Here is a 15,041-nt window from a genome sequence, read left to right as displayed (position 1 = left end):
CCCTCAGGCGGCCGGGTTCCCGGCGTGCGTGAGGGTCTCCCAGGAGACGAAGAGGTCGTCCGTTCCGGCGGGCCGCGACTGCTCGGCCAGCCGGTGCGCGGCGGGCACGTGGACGTCGAGCCGGTCCTCCAGGTGGTTGAGGGCGACCTCCACGTCGGGCCCCATGTTCCGGTCGACCCTGCCGCCGCACAGCCACGCGGGCGCGGCCTCGCCGAGCTGGTAGCGGGAGTGGAGGTCGAGCGCGGCCTTGAGCCGGTCCTTGACCCCGCTGTAGAGGTCGACGCCCTGGTGCCAGGCGGTCTCGGCGATGTGCGCGGTGGCGGCGAGCGAGTAGCCGACGTGCTTGAAGTTGCGGCAGGTCTCCTGCGCGACCCCGTCCATGTACCGCTTCTGCCCGAACCAGTACGTGGTCATCTTCTGCGGGGTGTCGATGGTGCTGCCGACCGGGGTCAGCGGCACCTTCCCGTCCTTCTCCAGGTAGAAGTAGGCGGGCACCCGGTCACGGAAGCGCCGCAGCGCGGCGTCGAAGGCCTGGTGGTCGTCGAGGAAGACGGCGATGCCGATGGCGGCGTCGGTCATGGCGAGGTCCCAGTTGCCGTTGAAGTCCGGGACCTTCCTGGTGACTTCGGGGAGGTAGGCGGTCCGCAGCATGCCCTGGAACCGGGTGACGCCGGCCTTGGACCAGCCGGCGCCGGTGTGCCGCACGATCTCACCGGCCCGCGCCCAGCTGGACCCGGCCCAGGCGGTCTGCAGCCCGGCGTTGCCCTCGGTGTGCCGCCGCACCTTCCCGGACCAGGCGTCCATGATCTCGATCGCCTTCGCCGCGTGCTCCCGCTTGCCGGTGATGCTCCACAGCAGGGCCTGGGTGTACGCGGCGATGGCGTCCTCGCGCTCCTCGACGCAGCCGTGCCCGGGCCGGGTGTCGGGCGGGCACTCGACGGTGGCGTACGGCTTGGCCTGGTACTTGTACGACCCGTACTTGCTGTCCCGCATGGCGAGGAACGCCCCGAGCCAGGGCTCCTTCCCCGCGTCGACGTGCTTGCGTACGGCGGTGAGCTGGTCCTTGCTCACCAGCACCCCGGGGTGCGCGAACCCGGCGTCCTTGGGCCGCGCCCGCGCCGCCGTCCGCGTCTGTGGCGACGACACCCCGCACGAGACGACGAGCCCCGCGAGCAGGGGTGCCATCAACACCGCCGTCACACGCCGCGTCACTGACCCCACTGAACCCACTGTCCCAACCTCCGAGTCGCCTCCTCAGAGCGTGGCCCCGGGCCGACGACGGCGCAGATTCTCTTAGCCCGACCGGGAGACCGCGCAGCCGTCAGGGCCCGGGCTACCCCAGGAGATGCCGATTGGGCGCCTGCGCCTGCCCCGCGTACTCGGGAAGTACGACGACGACCGCGCCCTCCGCCGCCAGGAGCCCGCTCCCGTCGGCCCCGGCGACGAACGTGTCGGGCTCGCGCCACGCGGTGACCACCCGCCGTACCCCGGCGTCGAGAATCAACCGCGCACACGGCGCCGGCCGCGAGGCCCGCCGCGCGCAGGGCTCCAGGCTGCTGTAGACCGTGGCGCCCGCGAGCCGGGCATCGGCGGGGTCGATCTTGGCGAGCGCCGCCTCCTCGGCATGGACGACGAGGTCACCGCCCTCCCGCGAGTGCCCCCGCGCGAGCTCGGTCCCGTCGGCCGCGACCACCACCGCCCCCACGCTGAACGCGGTCTCGGACGGCGGACACAGCGCCGCCAGCTCGCACGCGAGCGCCAGCCAGTGCCGGTCTGCGGCGGAGGGCACGCTGCCGGTGCCGGGGGCCGTGGGCTCGTACCGCATCAGCACCACGTCCCCGAGCGGGCGGGTCTCCACGAGCCGCAGCCGCCCGCCCTGGTAGGGGCCGGGCCCGAACAGCCGGGGCGCGGTGGCCTCCCCCACGAACAGCGGCGCGAGGACGAGCTGCAGTTCGTCGGCGAGCCCTTCGCGCAGGAGCTGGGTGTGGATGGTCCCGCCGCCCTCGACCATGAGCCGCCGTACCCCGCGTACGTCGTACAGGTGCTCCAGCAGGGCGCGCCAGTCCAGCTCGGGCCCGAGCGGCACGATGTCGGCGGCGAGGCCGACGCGCCGCAGCCGCTGCGCGCCCTTCTCCGTCGTATAGACGACCTTGTCCCCACCCGTGTGCCAGAAATTGGCGTCCGGGTCCAGGTCACCGGAGGCGCTGACGGTCACCTTGAGCGGATACGCGGGCTTCCGGTCGGCGACACGGGCGGCCCGCCGCTCGGCCGAGTTGACCAGCAGCCGGGGGTTGTCGGCGCGGATGGTGCCCGCGCCGACGAGGATCGCGTCGACGGACGCCCGCACCTCGTCGACCCGGTCGAAGTCGACGGGGCTGGAGAGCAGCAGGCGCTCGGGGCCGGTGTCGTCGAGGAAGCCGTCGAGGGAGACGGCGGCGGACAGCAGGACGTACGGGTGGGACATCGACGCGCTCTCCTCGGGACGGCGGGATCGGCAGGCCTGCGGCAGGCCGGAAAACGATGGACTTGGTTCAAGTTTGAAGCAAACCTACACTGGCGGCATGACGACCCGCTGGCTCACCCCCGCCGAACAACGCGCGTGGCGCTCGTACGTCTCGGCCTCCTCGCTCCTGGAGGACACGATCGACCGGCAGCTCCAGTCGGAGGCGGGCATGCCCCACCTTTACTACTCCGTCCTCGCCATGCTCTCCGAAGCGCCGGACCGGCGGCTGCGCATGACCGATCTCGCCGAGCTGCTGAAGATCACCCGCAGCCGGCTGACGTACGCCGTGTCGCGGCTGGAGAACGACGGCGCCGTAAGCCGTGAGGGCTGCCCCAGCGACAAGCGCGGCAGCATCGCGGTCCTCACGGACGAGGGCCTGGCCCTGCTGGACCAGTCGGCGCCCGGACATGTGGAGACGGTACGGGCGGCGCTCTTCGACCATCTGACCCCCGAGCAGATCGGCCAGCTGGAGGAGATCTGCACGAGCATCACCCGCGGCATCCAGGGAGAAGAATTCCGGACGCAGCGGGAAGAACTGCCGTGGCGACGGCGTTCGACCCCACAGTGAGGCGCGAGCCTCGTGAGCCGCGAGACGCGCGAAACCTGTTGCTTGAAGTTTAAAGCACCGTGTACTGTCTCCCTCCGAGGATGTGCTTCAAATCTGAAGCACAACAGAAGCACCAACCGCCGGACCGGAGAGACAACATGCGCGACTTCCCCACCGCCACGGTGCGCACCCGCGTCCCCGTGCCCCTGCGTTTCGGAGACGGCTACTCGGTCGACGCGGAACTGGTCACCTTCCACGGCCTCACCGACGGCCAGGAACACCTCGCGGTCGTCCTGGGCGAGCCCGGGCCCAACCCCCTGGTCCGACTGCACTCCGAGTGCCTGACGGGCGACGTGTTCGGCTCGGCCCGCTGCGACTGCGGCCCGCAGCTGCGCGAGGCGGTGGAGCAGATCGCCGAGCGCGGCGGCGTCCTGCTGTACCTCCGTCAGGAGGGCCGCGGCATCGGCCTCTACAACAAGCTCGACGCGTACGCCCTCCAGGACGAGGGCCTCGACACCTACGCCGCGAACGCCGCCCTCGGCCTCCCCGAGGACGCCCGCGACTACACGGCGGCGGCCCAGATGCTCCAGGCGCTCGGCATCGACGCCCTGGACCTGCTCTCCAACAACCCCGACAAGGCCGACCAGCTCCGCGACCTCGGCCTCACCGTCACCCACCGCGTCCCGACGGGCGTGTTCACCACGGCCCACAACGTCCGCTACCTCCGGGCGAAGGTCCTGCAGACCCAGCACACCCTGCCGCTCCAGGCCCTGACGGAACTCACCGCGGGCTGACGGCGCATGCCACTGGCCAACAAATCCCCGAGCACACAGAAGCGCCCGAGCCGACCGAAGTCGACCCGGGCGCTTCTCTCGTAGACCCTGTGGGACTCGAACCCACAACCAATGGATTAAAAGTCCACTGCTCTGCCAATTGAGCTAAGGGTCCACGGGCCGGCCGTCACTGACACGGCAGGCCCGCGCTACACCGGCTTGCGCCGATGCAACCCCGAGCATAGCCGGACGTGGCCGGGAGTCCGATCGGGTATCGGTGACCCGGCCACGCCAAAAGCGTGCAAGGTTACGGATCGACCGGTTCGGGCGCGCCCTTGCGTGCCGCCTCACGGGCGATCGTGCGCGCGTGATCGGGGTTGAGGAACCAGTGCCGGGCCGAGGCCTGCCACCAGGCCGCGGCGAAGCCGAGGACGGCGAGGACGGCGACCGGGGCGTAGTTGAAGCTCTCCCAGGTGACCGGCGACAGCTGCGGCAGCATGAACAGGACGGTGATCACACCGACCCAGACGACCGACACGATCCCGACCGGCCGGGACCAGCGGCCCAGGTGCCAGGGCCCCCGCGCGAAGTCGTCACCCTTCCGCAGCCGCAGCAACGTCGGGATGACGTACGCGACATAGAGCCCGATGACGGCGATCGAGGTCACTGCGGCGTACGCCGTGTAGTTGATGAGATACGGCAGGCCGAGCACCAGCGCCGCCAGGGCCGCCAGCCAGACCGCCGCGACCGGCGTCCGCGTGCGCGGGTTCACCGTGTGCCAGAGACGCGAGAACGGCAGCGCCCCGTCGCGCGAAAAGGCGTAGATCATGCGGGAGTTGGCGGTCACGGAGGCCATGCCGCAGAAGAGCTGCGCGCCGATGACGACGAGCAGCAGGAGCTTGCCCGCGGTCGCTCCGAGCGCGTCGAGCAGGATCTGCGCGGGCGGCGCGCCGGTCGCCGAGCCCAGCTCCTTGTCGTACGACTGGATGGCGTAGGTGAAGCCGAGAAGGAGTACGAAGCCGGCGATCCAGGAGGTCCAGATCGACCGCACGATGCCCTTGGGGCCCGCCGTGGACGCGTCGTGCGTCTCCTCGGTCATATGGGCGGAGGCGTCGTACCCGGTGAAGGTGTACTGCGCCATCAGCAGGCCGATGAGGACGACGTAGACCCCGCTGCCCCAGCCCGTGTTGTTCACGAAGTGGGTGAAGACGAAGGACGTCGACTGATGGTGGTCGGGGACGAAGGCGAGGGCGCCCACGATCACGCCGACGCCCAGCACGTGCCACCACACGCTGATGCTGTTGAGGAGGGCGACGATCCGGACCCCGAACGTGTTCAGCAGCCCGTGCAGCACCAGGATCCCGGCGAACAGCAGGATCGTGCGGCCCGGCGTCACGTGGAAGTCGAACTGCAGGTTGAGATAGGCGCCGAGGAACGACGCCGCACCGAAGTCGATGCCGGCGGTCACGGCGACCTGCCCGAGGACGTTGAACCAGCCCGTGAACCAGGCCCAGGCCGCGGCCGTACGCGAGGGCGCGAGCTTGTGCGCCCAGAAGTACAGCCCTGCGGAGGTCGGGTAGGCCGAACAGATCTCGGCCATGGACAGCCCGACGAACAGGGTCATCAGGCCGACCACGACCCAGCCCCAGGTGATCACGGCGGGCCCGCCCGTGTTCATCCCGAACAGATACAGCGTCAGGCACCCCGAGAGCACCGAGATGATCGTGAAGGAGACCGCGTAGTTGGAGAACGCCGACATGCGGCGGGCGAGAACCTGCGTGTAGCCGAGCTGGGCCAGCCGTTCTTCGTCAGACAGCCCACTCGCTATGGCGTCATCTGTCATGTCCCATGCGATTCCCTCGCCGAGGGCATGACATGCGCCAACGGGTTGGCTAAAAAAGGCCCTTGTAGCCCTGCCATTCCGTCGCGATCTTCGTCCGCGACCCGAACGATCCGTTCCCCTTGCCGTCGTTGCGGTAGAGGTTGCCGCTCGTGTCCCGCGCGACCAGGTCGTTCTTCCCGTCGCCGGTGATGTCCCCCACCCCGACGACCGCGTTGTACGAGCCGCCCCAGTCGGAGAAGACCTTCACGCGGTCCTTCAGCTTCCCGTTGCCCAGCCCGTCGTAGCGGTACAGGTTTCCGGACCTGTCCCGGGCCAGCACGTCACCGAACCCGTCTCCGTTCAGATCCCCGGCACCCACGACCTTCGTGTAACCCGTCCACGCCGAGCGGATCCTCACGCCCGCCGCCAGCGTTCCGTCGCTCTTCGCCGCGAACACGTAGAGGTCACCCGTCGACGCCTTTCGCGCGATCAGGTCGGCCCGCCTGTCACCCGTGAGATCACCGGGCGAGGTGAGCACGTTGTACGCACCCCAGCCCGTGCCGAACTTCGTGTACGAGGTCGAAGTCGTCAGCGCCGCCCCGCACTTGGGTCTGTAGCCGCGCAGCGAACCGTCACTCACCCTCACCAGGACGTCGTTGCAACGGTCCCCGTTCAAGTCACCGAAGGGGACCGCCATCACGGACGTGGACCAGCCGCTCCCCGAGGTCTTCCCGGAGAACAACCCCTTACCGGTGCCCTGCTGGAAGGTCAGTGTGCCCGAGGAGTTGAGGGTGAGCAGGTCGCCGGTCCCGTCCGGCGTGCCCTGCGCACCCACGTGGTCGTGTCGCACGGCGTCGCCGTGATGCAGCTGAACCGTGCCGCGCACCTCCAGCGGCGCGCCGGCACCGTCGGCCGGGGTGACGGTCACGGTCCAGTCGTAGGAGCCGTTCGGCGCGAAGGCGTCCCCGGTCCTCGTGGAGTCCAGGCCGAACCAGCCGACCTTGAGCTCGCCACGCGCAGGCCCGCCGTCCCGCCCATCGGTGTAGACCTTGCCCGTCGCGCGGTTGCGCACGGTCAGGTCCCAGTCCGAGGTCGGCTTGGACAGCAGCAGGGTGGTCAGGGTGTCCGGCACGGTGTCGCCCTCGTGCGCCTCGACGTACGACGCCTTCTCCGCGGGGGCCAGCAGCCGCAGCGGCTGCTGCGGCACTCCGGACGGTACGAGGTGCACGCGCTCCTCGCTGTCCACAAAGGCGGCGTTCGTCCCGGACTCGTCCACGGTCCAGCGCACGTCGCGCTGCGAGACCCCGGTGTCGGGCAGGTCGCCGATGACCCGGCTCCGGGGCGTCCCGTCGGCGACCTTCGTGAGAGTCAGCTTCCCGGCCTGCTTGTCGTGCGTGACGACGAAACCGTCGCCCAGCTCTGCCTCACCGGCGGGGACCGGCACGGACTTCTTCGCCGTACGGTCGTAGACGCCCGCCTTGCCGCCGCAGGTCCAGTAGAGCCAGCGGCCCAGCGCCTGGAGTTCGGTGGACTTGCAGCCGGCGTCGGTGGTGAGGGTCTCGGTGGTCCTCTTGGCAGTCAGGTCGTACGCGGTGACGCTGCCCGGGGTCGCGCCCGCGGTCCACAGGACGTCGCCGGAGAGCGCGGCCGCACCCGGGGTGCGGGTGACGGCCGGGTCGCCACTGTTGCCGATCTTGTAGACGTACTGCTTGTCGGTGCCCGTGTAGAGGACGTACCGGCCCGACACGTCGGTGATGCGCCCGCCGCCCGGCACGGCCTTCTCCCAGAGCTTCGCCTCGGTCGGCCCGTTGACCCGCAACCGGTCTTCTGACGCCGAGCCGGTGTGCTCCAGCCAGGCGATCCGTCCGTCCGCCGTACCGAAGATCTGCGAGCAGGCCACGTCGGTCGTCGCGCAGCCGGCGATCACCACGTTGGAATCCGTCCGGGGCGTGAAGTCGGAGCGCCCCCCGAACTCGGGCGTGCCGGTGACGGCAACGGTCCGCAGGTAGTCGTCCCGCCCCCCGCCCCTGCTCAGGTCGGTCACCACGAGCCGGCCCTGCTCCAGCGAGAGCCCCTGGATCTCCGACGGCGGCTTGGGCAGGGCCTTGACCTGGGTGACGACGGGGGTGCCGTCGGCGCCCGCCGTCACGCGCTGGATACCCCAGTCGTCGGCGTTGGTGCGGCCGATGAAGACACCGGTACCGTCCGGGCCTGCGGAGATGTCAGGGTTCGACGTGGCGAGCTGTACCGACGGACCACCGGCGATGGGCTTCGCCATGACTGCCGTGGAAGTGGCGGGCCGGTGGACCAGCCAGTCGCCGACGATCGTGAGGTCCTCGGCCGGGTTCACCCCGCTGCCGGAGAGTGTGACCTCGGCGGGCGTGCCCGACAGGTCACCCCGCGGCAGCACCAGCACGGTGGGGTCACTGGGGTTGAAGAGGACCACGTGATCCGGGGAGACCTGCGCCTGCAAATACACCTTGGTCCTCGGCTGGGTCCAGCTCTGTGCCTGCCCGGTCTCCCGGTCGACCATCACCCAGGTGTACTGCTGCCCCTGCGCGGCGCTGAAGAGCAGCCCCTTCGCGTCGCCGCCCACGGGCTTGAGCAGCCCCATCCCGTCGGGCAGCCCGCCGACCTGCACGTCACGCGTCGTGCCGTCGGGCCGGGGCGACAGCAGGTGCATCTCCTTGCGGCTGGTCCCGTCCTCGGCGGTGACATTGTGGTAGCCGACGACCAGGTCGCTGTAGGCCGTGTACAAGCCCAGCCCCGAGGGCAACTGAACGGTACGGGTGGTCCCGTCGACCGCGTTCCACAGGTCGATGCGGCCGCCGCTGTAGCGGTACGCCAGGACGTCGCCGCCCGTCGCCCAGGTGCTGAGGATCCCGTGCGGCGTGGTCACCGGGACGGACTTCCCGTCCGAATACCGCGTCCAGACGTGCCCGGAGTACCCCTCCAGCCCGTGGAAAACGCCCTGCTCGCCGACGCCGTCGTTGCCCATGCCGATCGAAGAGGCGAAGAGCGAGGCCGATGTGTACGTGTTCCGCAACGCGGCGGGGACCACTGTCTCCTGCGGCCCGTCGACTGCCGAGGCCGACGGCAGCAGCGGGCTCAGCCCTGCCACGAGCACCGCGGAGGCGGCCATCACGAGGGCCGCGCGTCTCGCGCGTGCAAGACGTACGAAGGCATGACGAGACAAGGCGACCCTCCCCTGGACAGAGCGGAATGCCGGCCCCTCAGCGCCCCCTGGCCCCAGCCGTCGCATCCCCCTCAGAAGACGGCCGATCTTACAGCGCCGTCGCAGCTTCAGGGAGCCTCCGAAGCTTCGGAGAGAGCGGTTCCCATGCCGTACGACAAAGGGCCCGCACGACCGAAGTCGTACGGGCCCTTCGCTCAGTTCACCAGGCGTCAGCCGTTGCGCTTCCAGCGCGGCTTGTCGTCGCGGCGGGCGCCGAAGGAGCCGGTGCCCGTGCCGGTGCCGGTGGTGCGGTGGTCGTCACGACGGCCGGTGGGGCGGTCGTGGCCGCCGGAGCGGAAACCGCCGGCGGGACGGTCGCCCTGACGGTCACGGTTGAAGGGACGGTCGCTGCCACGGTGACCGCCACGCTCGTCGCGACGCTCGAAGGAACGGCCGCCGCCGGTACGGTCGTCGCGGCGGAACCCGCCACCACGGTTGTCGTCACGACGCTCGAAGGAACGGCCACCACGGTCGTCACGGTCACGGTTGAAGCCACCGCGCTCGCCGTCACGACGGTCACGGTTGTTGAAGCCACCGCGGTCGTCACGACGGTCGTTGTCGCGGCGGAACCCGCCACTGCGGTTGTCGTCGCGACGCTCGAAGGAGCGGCCACCACGGTCGTCACGGTCACGGTTGAAGCCACCGCGCTCGCCGTCACGACGGTCGTCGCGGCGGAACCCGCCACCACGGTTGTCGTCACGACGCTCGAAGGAACGGCCACCACGGTCGCCACCACGGTCGCCGCTGCGGTCGCGGCGCTCGTAGCTGCCCCGCTCGTCACGACGCTGACGCGGCTGCTCGTACGAGGACGAACGCTCCGCGGGCTGCTCGGCGGCCTCGGCGGCGGCCTCGGCCACGACCTTCTCCGCCGCGGCCTCCGCGGCGGCGGCGACGGCCGCCTCCGGGTCCTCGCCACGCTCGCGCGCCGCGCGCCCGGTCAGCCGGTCGGCCTCCTCGCGCAGCTCGGCCGCACGACGCTGCGCGCGCTCCAGCTGCTTGGTGAGGTCCTTCACGTCACGCTCGGCCATCTGCGCCGCGTTGCCCGCGGACTCAGCCTGGACCTCGGTCATCGAACGGGCGCCGGTGATCTCGGCGACCTCGGGCTCGAAGGCCGTACCGGAGTTGATGATGTGACGCCCGGCGTCGACGCCCGCGTCCTCCATCAGCCGGAAGATCTGACGACGCTGGTGCGGCAGCGACAGCGACACGACGGTGCCGGAGCGGCCGGCGCGGGCCGTACGGCCGGAGCGGTGCAGGTAGTCCTTGTGGTCACCGGCGGGGTCGACGTTCAGCACGAGGTCGATGCCGTCGACGTGGATGCCGCGGGCGGCGACGTCGGTGGCGACGAGGGCGTTGACGTAGCCCTTCTTGAAGTCCTCGAGCACGCGGGTACGCGCACCCTGCGTCATACCGCCGTGCAGCGCGTCGGCCTTCACACCGGACTCGCAGAGCTGCTCGGCAATGCGGTCGGCGCCCAGCTGGGTGCGGACGAAGATGATCGTGCGGCCCTTGCGGGAGGCGATCGCGGCGGTGACCGGCGCCTTGTCCTTGGGCTTCACGATGAGGATGTGGTGCGACATGGTCGTGACGTTGCCCTGGGCGCTGTCGACCTCGTGCGTGACCGGGTTGGTCAGGTAGCGCTTGACCAGGGTCGCGATCTCGTTCTCCATGGTGGCGGAGAAGAGCATGCGCTGACCGTCACCCGGGACCTGGTCGAGCAGCTCGGTGACCTCGGGCAGGAAGCCCAGGTCCGACATCTGGTCGGCCTCGTCGAGGACGGCGATCTGGGTGTTCTCGAGCGAGCAGGCGCCGCGGCTGATGATGTCGCGCAGACGGCCCGGGGTGGCGACGAGGATGTCGACGCCGCGCTCCAGGGCGTACATCTGGTTGCTCATGGACGTACCGCCGCAGACGACCTTCATCTTCAGGCCGAGTACGTCGCCGTACGGCTGCAGCGCGTCCGCGACCTGCATCGCGAGCTCACGGGTCGGCGTGAGGATGACGCCGCGGGGCTTCTTCTTCTCCGTGTGGCCACCGGCCAGCGTCGCCAGCATCGGCAGACCGAACGAGAGGGTCTTGCCGGAGCCGGTACGGCCGCGACCGAGGATGTCCTTGCCGGCCAGGGCGTCCGGGATGGTCGCCGCCTGGATCGGGAAGGGGGTGGTCACACCGTTCTGCGCGAGCTTGCGGACGATGCCCTCGGGGAGGCCGAGGTCGCCGAAGGTGAGCTCGGGAGCGGACTCCTCGGTCTCGACCGCGTCGACGATGTCGATGGCCTCTACGGGGTTCTCGTCGTTGTTCTCGGGCACGACGATGTGATCAGTACTGGAAACAGACATGCGAAATGCGAACCTTCCGGAGTTCTCGGCACGCGCCCGTAACTCCGTGAATTCGCAATCGACCGCCTCAATGCGGTCCGGCCACGGCAGGGGAGAGTACGCGCCACACGCGGCGCTCTCTGCGTTGGCGCCGGGCAAATGGGATCAAACGATCTACCACCATACGCACCCAACCCCCCATGAGGCAAACTGAGCCCCATCTCCCCAGGTCAGCCCCGTTTAGCCCACCAAGTCCCGGCCCGGAGGAGAGCCAGCCGAACCCCCGACACACGGGCTTTGACCACACCCACGCCCCACCCACAGACAGAGTGAATCGGCCCACAGAGGTAATCGGGGGGGTGCCCGCAGTCACACCCCGACGTTGAACCCGGACCGGTCACCCCCACGCACCCGCAGCCGCGTACGCACGGCAGGGGACGGGCCGGAACGTCCGCCCGCAGCGGATGGCGCGTCAACACCCTCCACCTGTAACGCAACCGATTCCGCGCCAGACCGAGGACGGATGCTCCGGCCCGGCCCCGACCCACCCACCGCTGGCAGGCGACAACCTCAGGCGGCCGGCAGAAGACGCTGAAACCCGACCCACCCACCGGCCCCAGGCAAGGCAACCCGCGTCAGGCCCCCCGGCCGGCAGAAGGCGCAGGCTCCCGCTCCACCAACTGCGACTGAGCAACCTGCTCATGAGCCGAGGACGACGGCTCGGCCGGAGGCGCCGTATCGGACGGCGTCGGCGGATCCACCGGCGGAGAAGTCGAAGGCGCCGGATCCGTGTGCGTAGGCGTCGGATCCGGCTTCGTGGGCGCAGGCGACTCCGCCCCACCGTGCCCGTGTCCGTGCCCGCCGTTCCCCCCGCCGCCCCCACCCTTGCCGTCCTTCGACGTAGCCCCGGCGGTCGGCTTCGCACCCCCGGACGGAGAGGCCGACGCGGACGCGGACGCCGACCCGGACGCCGAGGACCCCGGCTCCGGCGAACCGTGCCCCTTCACCCCCGTACCGCCCCGCACCCCCGAGCCGCTTCCCACCACGGTGCCCCCGTCCGGCGCGGCCCCACCGCGCTGCCCGGCGGAGTGGGACGGCCCGGGCCTGCTCCCGTCGTCACCGACGCTCATGCAGCCGGCGGCCGCGGCGACGGCCATGACCGTGGCGGCGAGACGAACGGGTACGTACATGGCGCGCACGGGCAGCCACCTCCGGCGGGGGGATCGGGGGGTCCCCCTGTCCAACTCCCGCCGCCCACAAGAAGACACGCGCACACCCGAACCCGAACAGGAGACCGCCTCTACCCCCCGAAGCCCCCCACCCGCGTCCCCGCACGCGCCGCGCCCCGCCCCACCTCGCCGACGCCCCTCACCCGTACCCGAGCGCATGCAGCCGAGCGTCATCGATCCCGAAGTGATGAGCGATCTCGTGCACGACGGTCACCTCGGTCTCGGCGACCACGTCCTCGCGCGAGTCGCACATCCGCAGCGTGGGCCCCCGGTAGATCGTGATCCGGTCAGGGAGGACACCGGCGTACCACTCCCCGCGATCCGTCAGCGGAGTCCCCTCGTACAGACCGAGCAGCTCGGGATCCTCGGCCGGTGGCTCGTCCTCGACGAACACCGCCACGTTGTCCATGAGCCGCGTCAGCTCCGGCGGAATCCGGTCGAGCGCCTCGGCAACCAGTTCCTCGAACTCCTCGCGCGTCATCTCCAGCACACCGCCATTGTCAGCTACGAGGCCGAAAACGGCGGCCGGGACCAAGGCTCGCCCTCCACGCTCCCGCCCACACTCCGCATATCCACCCATGGACTTGGGCATACGGGACCAATGGCCCGCGTCCCCGCTGCCGCCCTGCACCGCATTCGAGCCCTCCCCCGCTCCGTCCCCCGCGCCCTGGCCCGCCACTACCGCGCCCGCCGCACGCACCCGGTCGTCGAACTCGTCCACCAGCCGCACCCGTACACCAGGGCCCTCGGCCTGATGACCGTCGTCCTGCTCGGCGCCTGGCTGGGCCTGCTGATCGTGGGCAACGTACGGGTGCCGGTCGGCCCCATGAACACCACGATGACCCTGCGCCCCTCCGTCACGGGCGGCACAAAGATCAACGTGTCCCCGCTGGGGGCGCTGGAGCTACGCAGCCACGTCGCCCCCTTCCGCCTGGACGTGGACGTCGACCGCCTCGACCCGACACGCGCCCAGGCCCTGGTGGACCACCCCGAGCGGATCTCGGGTCTCCAGGACGAGGTGGCGCGCGACGTCGAACACGGCACTCTCGACCTGGCCCTGCGGTCCTGCGTGGCAGTCGTCTCCGGCGCCACGGCCCTCGGCCTGGCGGTCTACCGCCGCCCCCGCCGCGCCCTGGCCGCCGGCGGCCTGGCGCTGGCCCTGCTCGCGGCCTCGGGGGCGACGGCGTACGCCACCTGGAACCCCAAGTCGGTCCTGGAGCCGAAGTTCTCCGGACTCCTCTCCTCCGCCCCCTCCCTGGTCGGCAACGCGCGCAACATCGTCACCGAATTCGACGTCTACCAGAAGGAGTTGGCGCGCCTGGTGACGAACGTGACGAAGCTGTACGACGTCACCTCCACGCTCCCGGCCTACGAGCCCGACCCGACCACCATCCGGGTCCTGCACGTCTCCGACATCCACCTCAACCCGGCGAGCTGGAAGATCATCGCCTCGCTCGTGAAGCAGTACGACATCAACGTGATCGTCGACTCCGGCGACACCATGGACCACGGCACCGCCACCGAGAACGGCTTCCTCGACCCGATCGCGGACCTGGGCGCGCCGTACGTCTGGGTGCGCGGCAACCACGACAGCCAGGTCACCCAGCGCTATCTGGAGCGCATGGAGAACGTGCACGTCCTGGACGAAGGCAGGGCCGTTTCGGTCGCGGGCCTGCGCTTCGCGGGCATCGGCGATCCGCAGTACACCCCGGACCGCTCGATCCAGGCGGGCGGGAACACCGCCGAGGAGCTGGCCGGCGCTCGGCTGGCGTCGGCCATCCGCGACCAGCAGACGGCGGGCACCCCCGTCGACATCGCCATCGCGCACGAGCCGTCGGCGGCCCGCGAGACGGACGGCACGGTGCCGCTGGTCCTGGCGGGCCATCTGCACCACGAGGAGATGGAGGTCATGAAGTACGGCACCAGGCTGCGCGTCGAGGGCTCGACGGGCGGCAGCGGCCTGCGTGCCGTCGAGGGCAAGTACCCGGACCCCATCGAGGCGTCGATCCTCTACCTGAACCGGGACACCCGCCATCTCCAGGCCTGGGACGAGATCCAGCTCGGCGGCCTGGGGCTGACGACGGCGGAGGTCAGCCGCCACCTCCCGAAGGACAACCAGCCTGGCGCGACACCGTCGCCAACCTCGTCGCCCACGCCCTCCCCCACCCGGTCTCCGAGCTCCACCCCGTCTCCGACCCCCTCGCCGAGGCCGTCCCTGAGGCCGTCCCCGTAAACCGTTTTGGCGATACCGCCCGCCATCCCATATGCTTCTGACGTCCCCGACGCGCCGCAAGGCGCCCAGGCGGGCCGATAGCCCTCATCGTCTAGCGGCCTAGGACGCCGCCCTTTCAAGGCGGTAGCACGGGTTCGAATCCCGTTGGGGGCACAGTAACTTCTGTTCACAAAAGCCCGCTTCCTCATGGAAGCGGGCTTTTGTGTTGCTCTGACCGTTTCAGCCGTACGGTGAACGCGAAAAAGCCCCAACTCCCGGGTGTGTACCCGGTAGTTGGAGCTTTCTCTTAAAAGGAGTTCGGCGGCGTCCTACTCTCCCACAGGGTCCCCCCTGCAGTACCATCGGCGCTGTGAGGCTTAGCTTCCGGGTTCGGAATGTAAC

The 15,041-nt window shown here is 70.3% G+C and carries 9 protein-coding genes, 2 tRNA genes and 1 rRNA gene; 4 read left to right on the top strand and 8 right to left on the bottom strand.

Annotation, left to right across the window (positions count from 1 at the left end):
- Positions 1–3: 3 nt before the first annotated feature.
- Together ABZS97_RS32515 and ABZS97_RS32510 are read right to left on the bottom strand one after the other, a co-directional pair.
- Positions 4–1,212, bottom strand: a complete 1,209-nt coding sequence (locus ABZS97_RS32515; RefSeq protein WP_356143567.1) for an alginate lyase family protein — start codon at positions 1,210–1,212, stop codon at positions 4–6.
- A gap of 121 nt (positions 1,213–1,333) precedes the next feature.
- Positions 1,334–2,464 carry a dihydrofolate reductase family protein gene (locus ABZS97_RS32510; RefSeq protein ID WP_356143565.1) on the bottom strand — a complete coding sequence of 377 codons (1,131 nt, stop codon included), beginning with the start codon at positions 2,462–2,464 and terminating at the stop codon, positions 1,334–1,336.
- 97 nt (positions 2,465–2,561) lie between these two features.
- Between ABZS97_RS32510 and ABZS97_RS32505 the strand changes: the two genes are divergently transcribed.
- Together ABZS97_RS32505 and ribA are read left to right on the top strand one after the other, a co-directional pair.
- A complete protein-coding gene (locus ABZS97_RS32505; RefSeq protein WP_356143563.1) occupies positions 2,562–3,071 on the top strand; it encodes a MarR family transcriptional regulator in 510 nt (169 codons plus the stop codon).
- 137 nt (positions 3,072–3,208) lie between these two features.
- Complete coding sequence (gene ribA, locus ABZS97_RS32500) at positions 3,209–3,844, top strand: GTP cyclohydrolase II (protein WP_356143561.1); 636 nt, start codon at positions 3,209–3,211, stop codon at positions 3,842–3,844.
- Positions 3,845–3,925: 81 nt separating this feature from the next.
- Here the strand turns inward: ribA and ABZS97_RS32495 are convergent.
- The 5 genes from ABZS97_RS32495 to ABZS97_RS32475 all read right to left on the bottom strand — a co-directional run bounded on the left by ABZS97_RS32495 (position 3,926) and on the right by ABZS97_RS32475 (position 12,917).
- A tRNA-Lys gene (locus ABZS97_RS32495) sits at positions 3,926–3,998 on the bottom strand.
- A gap of 132 nt (positions 3,999–4,130) precedes the next feature.
- Positions 4,131–5,666 (bottom strand): amino acid permease, encoded by a 1,536-nt coding sequence (locus tag ABZS97_RS32490; RefSeq protein WP_356143559.1) that lies wholly within the window; start codon positions 5,664–5,666, stop codon positions 4,131–4,133.
- A gap of 49 nt (positions 5,667–5,715) precedes the next feature.
- Positions 5,716–8,841 (bottom strand): VCBS repeat-containing protein, encoded by a 3,126-nt coding sequence (locus ABZS97_RS32485; protein WP_356143557.1) that lies wholly within the window; start codon positions 8,839–8,841, stop codon positions 5,716–5,718.
- A gap of 209 nt (positions 8,842–9,050) precedes the next feature.
- A complete protein-coding gene (locus tag ABZS97_RS32480) occupies positions 9,051–11,219 on the bottom strand; it encodes a DEAD/DEAH box helicase (protein ID WP_356143555.1) in 2,169 nt (722 codons plus the stop codon).
- 1,347 nt (positions 11,220–12,566) lie between these two features.
- Positions 12,567–12,917, bottom strand: coding sequence for a metallopeptidase family protein (locus tag ABZS97_RS32475; RefSeq protein ID WP_037722149.1), 351 nt, complete (start codon positions 12,915–12,917; stop codon positions 12,567–12,569).
- 111 nt (positions 12,918–13,028) lie between these two features.
- Here ABZS97_RS32475 and ABZS97_RS32470 point away from each other — a divergent pair, with 111 nt between their 5' ends.
- Together ABZS97_RS32470 and ABZS97_RS32465 are read left to right on the top strand one after the other, a co-directional pair.
- Positions 13,029–14,660, top strand: a complete 1,632-nt coding sequence (locus ABZS97_RS32470; RefSeq protein ID WP_356143553.1) for a metallophosphoesterase — start codon at positions 13,029–13,031, stop codon at positions 14,658–14,660.
- An 80-nt stretch (positions 14,661–14,740) separates the two neighbouring features.
- Positions 14,741–14,813, top strand: a tRNA-Glu gene (locus tag ABZS97_RS32465).
- Between the two features lie 142 nt (positions 14,814–14,955).
- Here the strand turns inward: ABZS97_RS32465 and rrf are convergent.
- Positions 14,956–15,041: ribosomal RNA gene (gene rrf / locus ABZS97_RS32460) — 5S ribosomal RNA — on the bottom strand; the annotation flags it as partial.

The organism is Streptomyces sp. NPDC005485, assembly GCF_040606085.1.
Taxonomy (GTDB): Bacteria; Actinomycetota; Actinomycetes; order Streptomycetales; family Streptomycetaceae; genus Streptomyces.
Note: the sequence above shows the minus strand (reverse complement) of the source record. Positions and strands in the feature narration are given on the sequence as shown.